This window comes from Mycobacterium sp. TH-M106, from assembly GCF_057473765.1.
In genome coordinates, this window is sequence record NZ_JBYCLE010000579.1 from 1 (window position 1) to 4,896 (window position 4,896).

General features: G+C 63.8%; 6 protein-coding genes and 2 rRNA genes. 5 read left to right on the forward strand and 3 right to left on the reverse strand.

The features are described 5' to 3' along the window. The 3 genes from AC2VOP_RS19660 to AC2VOP_RS19670 all read left to right on the forward strand — a co-directional run. Window positions 1-978, forward strand: a 23S ribosomal RNA gene (locus AC2VOP_RS19660); the annotation flags it as partial. Window positions 979-1,041: 63 nt separating this feature from the next. Then, window positions 1,042-1,154, forward strand: a 5S ribosomal RNA gene (rrf, locus tag AC2VOP_RS19665). An 83-nt stretch (window positions 1,155-1,237) separates the two neighbouring features. Next, window positions 1,238-1,468 carry a hypothetical protein gene (locus AC2VOP_RS19670; protein ID WP_486962524.1) on the forward strand — a complete coding sequence of 77 codons (231 nt, stop codon included), beginning with the start codon at window positions 1,238-1,240 and terminating at the stop codon, window positions 1,466-1,468. Here the strand turns inward: AC2VOP_RS19670 and AC2VOP_RS19675 are convergent. Together AC2VOP_RS19675 and AC2VOP_RS19680 are read right to left on the reverse strand one after the other, a co-directional pair. Continuing rightward, window positions 1,465-1,974: a methylated-DNA--[protein]-cysteine S-methyltransferase gene (locus AC2VOP_RS19675; RefSeq protein ID WP_486962525.1), complete on the reverse strand. Its 510-nt coding sequence runs from the start codon at window positions 1,972-1,974 to the stop codon at window positions 1,465-1,467. The genes AC2VOP_RS19670 and AC2VOP_RS19675 overlap by 4 nt on opposite strands. Next, on the reverse strand, window positions 1,971-3,458 hold the full coding sequence (locus AC2VOP_RS19680) for an AlkA N-terminal domain-containing protein (RefSeq protein ID WP_486962529.1): 1,488 nt from the start codon (window positions 3,456-3,458) through the stop codon (window positions 1,971-1,973). Before AC2VOP_RS19680 ends, AC2VOP_RS19675 begins: the two co-directional genes overlap by 4 nt. Window positions 3,459-3,536: 78 nt before the next feature. On the opposite strand from AC2VOP_RS19680, the gene nucS reads away from it, so the two are divergent. Both nucS and AC2VOP_RS19690 read left to right on the forward strand, forming a co-directional pair. Beyond that, the gene (nucS, locus tag AC2VOP_RS19685; RefSeq protein WP_486962526.1) at window positions 3,537-4,208 is read left to right on the forward strand and encodes an endonuclease NucS; all 672 of its coding nucleotides are present in this window, start codon (window positions 3,537-3,539) and stop codon (window positions 4,206-4,208) included. A 23-nt stretch (window positions 4,209-4,231) separates the two neighbouring features. After that, a complete protein-coding gene (locus AC2VOP_RS19690) occupies window positions 4,232-4,474 on the forward strand; it encodes a hypothetical protein (RefSeq protein WP_486962527.1) in 243 nt (80 codons plus the stop codon). A 5-nt stretch (window positions 4,475-4,479) separates the two neighbouring features. Here AC2VOP_RS19690 and mce read toward each other — a convergent pair. Beyond that, window positions 4,480-4,896, reverse strand: a 417-nt coding sequence (gene mce / locus AC2VOP_RS19695) for a methylmalonyl-CoA epimerase (RefSeq protein WP_486962528.1), incomplete at its 5' end; no start/stop codon positions are given.

The window sequence follows — 4,896 nt, forward strand, 5'->3', positions numbered from 1 at the left end:
CCTAAGGTAGCGAAATTCCTTGTCGGGTAAGTTCCGACCTGCACGAATGGCGTAACGACTTCTCAACTGTCTCAACCATAGACTCGGCGAAATTGCACTACGAGTAAAGATGCTCGTTACGCGCGGCAGGACGAAAAGACCCCGGGACCTTCACTACAACTTGGTATTGGTGTTCGGTACGTTTTGTGTAGGATAGGTGGGAGACTGTGAAACTCCAACGCCAGTTGGGGCGGAGTCGTTGTTGAAATACCACTCTGATCGTATTGGATACCTAACGTCGAACCGTATATCCGGTTCACGGACAGTGCCTGGCGGGTAGTTTAACTGGGGCGGTTGCCTCCTAAAATGTAACGGAGGCGCCCAAAGGTTCCCTCAACCTGGACGGCAATCAGGTGTTGAGTGTAAATGCACAAGGGAGCTTGACTGCGAGACTTACAAGTCAAGCAGGGACGAAAGTCGGGATTAGTGATCCGGCACCCCCGAGTGGAAGGGGTGTCGCTCAACGGATAAAAGGTACCCCGGGGATAACAGGCTGATCTTCCCCAAGAGTCCATATCGACGGGATGGTTTGGCACCTCGATGTCGGCTCGTCGCATCCTGGGGCTGGAGCAGGTCCCAAGGGTTGGGCTGTTCGCCCATTAAAGCGGCACGCGAGCTGGGTTTAGAACGTCGTGAGACAGTTCGGTCTCTATCCGCCGCGCGCGTCAGAAGCTTGAGGAAATCTGTCCCTAGTACGAGAGGACCGGGACGGACGAACCTCTGGTGTACCAGTTGTCCCACCAGGGGCACCGCTGGATAGCCACGTTCGGACAGGATAACCGCTGAAAGCATCTAAGCGGGAAACCCACTCCAAGACCAGGCTTCTCACCCATACAAGTGGGATAAGGCCCCCCGCAGACCACGGGATCAATAGACCAGACCTAGACACCCCGCAAGGGGCGCAGGTGACTGGCACTAACCGGCCGAAAACTTACCAACACACCAAGACACGCAACCACGCCACATCAGCCCACCCCACCACCAAACACATCTCAATAGAGTTACGGCGGTCACAGCGACAGGGAAACGCCCGGACCCATCCCGAACCCGGAAGCTAAGCCTGCCAGCGCCGATGATACTGCCCATCCGGGCGGAAAAGTAGGACACCGCCGAACACAATTTAAAAGTCCTGTGCCCCCCAATTCGGTTGGGGGGCACAGGCATTTGGATAAGTAGACCTGTAGACAAGGAGACTATCGTGGCTGTGGTCAGTCACCATGCGCCTGCCGTGCTGAGGATCTACTACCGGATCTTGGCGGGTGTGGCTCGAAACTACGACGACGGCCGCGAACTCGTGCCGCTGCTGGCCGACGACCTCGACTTCAAGGGTCCTATCGCCCGAGACGTCACCGGGGCCGCACGTTTTCGGCAGGGCGTCAAGGGGGTTCGTCGCCAAGGGTGGAGCTTGATCAGCGGGGCCATCGTTTAGTCGAACAGCGTCAAATTCGTGCCTGCCTGGCTTTTGGCCCGTCGTTGTTCTATGTCGAGTAGCGCTCGCTTCCGGTCGATCCCACCGCCGTATCCAGTCAGGCTGCCGTCGGCGCCGATCACCCGGTGACACGGCACGATGATCGAGATCGGGTTGCGGCCATTGGCCAGGCCGACGGCGCGAGATGCCGACGGCGCGCCGATCTGCCTGGCGATCTGGCCGTAGGAGCGGGTCTTGCCGTAGGGGATGGTGAGCAGGGCAGCCCACACCCGGCGTTGGAAATCGGTACCGGTCAGCTCCAATTTCAGATCGAACTCGGTGAGGTCGCCCGCGAAGTAGGCCTTGAGTTGCTCGACAGCGGCCGGGAAGGCGGTGCCGTCGCGATGCCAGCTACTGCGGTCGGGTCCATGCGTGTGATCGAGCATCAACAGGTGGGTGAGCGTGCGGTCGTGGCCGGCGACCGTGAGCGGGCCGATCGGGCTGTCGATGATGCGGTAATGAGTCATGCGGCCTCCTTCGGCGGCCATTCGTTCACAGCGTGATCGAGCGTGGCCCACAGATGCTGTGTAGCGTACGAGCGCCACGGGCGCCAGCCAACGCTGCGCTCGACCAGTGCCCGCAGAGCCGTCGGTAGCCGCAGCTGCTTGGCGGCGATCTGTACACCGAGATCGCTTACCGGAAACGCATCGGGGTCGCCCAGGCAGCGCATGGCGATCACCTCGGCCGTCCAGGCGCCGATCCCGGGCAGGTCAAGCAGCTGTCGGCGGGCGTACTCCCAGTCGCTGCCGGCATCGAGCACGATGCGGCCGTCGGCCAGCGCGGCGACCAGGGCGGCGAAGGTTCGTTGCCGGGTCCGGGGCAACGGCAGCCGGGCGGGATCGATATCAGCAAGTCGCTCGGCCGAGGGGAAGGTATGGGTCAGCGAACCGCCGGTGTCAGTGATTGGTTGGCCGTAAGTGGCAACCAGTCTGCTCGCGTGGGTCCGCGCGGCCTTCATCGAAACTTGTTGGCTCAGCACGACGCGGATGGCGAGCTCAGCCTCGTCGACCGTGCGGGGAATGCGCTGGCCGGGCGCCTTGGTCACGACCGGCCCCAACTCTGGATCACGGGTGAGCGCGTCGACGACCGCCTCCGGGTCGGCATCCAGGTCCAGGAGCCGCCGACACCGGGCAACCGCGGTCGCGAGATCGCGCAAATCGTCAAGAGTAAGCAGGCACCGGACGTGATCGGCGGCCGGGGTCAAGCTGACAATTCCGCTGCCGTGCAGCAGCCGCAAGGTGCGTCGATATGCGCCGTCGCATACGTCCTCACAGCCGGGCACCGCACTGGCCGCCAGGTGGCCGAAAGCGCCCTCGTACGCAAACGGGGTGCGCACTGGCAGCCGCAACGCCAGCGTTCCCGGGTTGGCGGTGCCGGGTTCCAACGGGACTGGCACGCGACGCCGCAACGCCGTCGGGGTGGTGCCACACACCGTACGTACGGTGTCGTTGAACTGGCGGATGCTGGCGAAACCGGCCGCGAATGCGACGTCGCCCAACGGGAGGTTCGTTGTCTCGATCAAGATCCGCGCGGTCTGCATACGCTGCGCTCGGGCCAGCGCGAGCGGACCGGCCCCGACCTCGGTCTGCAGTAGCCGCTGCAGTTGCCGGGTGGAGTAGCCGAGGTGACACGCCAGGCCCGCCACACCTTCTCGGTCCACCGTGCCGTCGGCGATGAGGCGCATCGCCCGGGCCACCGCGTCGTCACGGAAGTTCCATTCCGGCGATCCGGGAGAGGCATCGGGACGGCATCGCTTGCAGGCCCGAAAGCCGGCCTGCTGGGCGGCCGCGGCGGTCGGGAAGAACCGTACGTTACGAGGTTGCGGTGGGCGTGCGGGGCAGCTGGGCCGGCAGTAGATCCCGGTGGTTCGCACCGCGGTGACAAACCAGCCGTCGAACCGGACGTCCTTGGCCTGCACGACGCGGTAACAGCGGTCGAAATTTTCTTGCACGGTTGCCACGGTTGCCACGATTCCACCAGCCCGGCAGCGTTACTAGCGGGAATCCGACATGGCTTTAAGGTGTATCGGGTGCGCCTCGTGATCGCCCAGTGCACCGTCGACTACACAGGACGGCTTACCGCGCACCTGCCGTCGGCGCGGCGGCTGCTGCTGATCAAGGCCGATGGATCGGTGAGTGTGCATGCCGATGACCGCGCCTACAAGCCGCTGAATTGGATGAGCCCGCCGTGCTCTTTCACCGAGGAACTCGACGGCCAGTACCCGGTGTGGGTGGTGCAGAACAAGGCCGACGACCAGTTGCGCATCACCGTCGAGCACATCGAGCACGACTCCAGCCACGAACTCGGCGCCGACCCCGGGCTGGTCAAAGACGGCGTGGAGGCTCACCTGCAGGAGTTACTCGCCGAGCACGTCGAGTTGCTCGGCGCGGGGTACTCGCTGGTGCGACGTGAGTACATGACCGCTATCGGGCCGGTGGACCTGTTGTGCCGCGACGAGCAGGGCCGCTGCATTGCGGTGGAGATCAAGCGCCGCGGCGAGATCGACGGCGTTGAGCAGCTCACCCGCTACTTGGAGTTGCTCAACCGCGACAGCCTGCTCGCGCCGGTCAGCGGCGTGTTCGCCGCACAACAGATTAAGCCGCAGGCTCGTACCCTGGCCGCCGATCGCGGTATCCGTTGCCTGACACTCGATTACGATGCCATGCGCGGCATGGGCAGCGACGAGTATCGATTATTCTAGGCGGCGCAACTAAAATTCGGCGTATGGCTGTGCGCGTGGAAACCGGTCCGGACGGCTACGACTACGAGGTGCGTCCGATCGCCGGTGCGCGCGCGGCGAAGGCGTACCGGTGTCCCGGGTGCGACCACGAGATTCGTTCCGCTACACCGCATGTGGTGGTATGGCCAATCGACTCCGGGTTTGCGGGACTTGACGACCGCCGACACTGGCATACGTCGTGTTGGGCTAACCGCGCCACCCGTGGCCCGACCCGAAAATGGTCTTGAGGTGGTCAGTGACCGGGAGCCGGTTCGACCAACTCGATGAGCACCCCGCCGGCGTCCTTGGGGTGGATGAAGTTGATCCGGGAGTCCGCCGTACCGCGCCGGGGCGCGTCGTACAGAAGGCGGACGCCCTGCTCGGTCAACCGATCGGACAACGCTTCGATATCGCTGACGCGGTAGGCCAGCTGCTGAATGCCGGGCCCGCGTTTGTCCAGGAACTTCGCGATCGTCGACGACTCGTCGATGGGGGCCATCAGTTGGATCTGGGCGCTGCCCACCGGAGCGCCGCGCACCGCCAGCATCGCTTCCACGATGCCCTGCTCCTCGTTGACCTCTTCGTGCAGCACGATCATGCCCAGATGGTCGTGGTACCACTTCTTGGCCGCGTCCAGGTCGGGCACCGCCATGCCGACGTGGTCGACCGC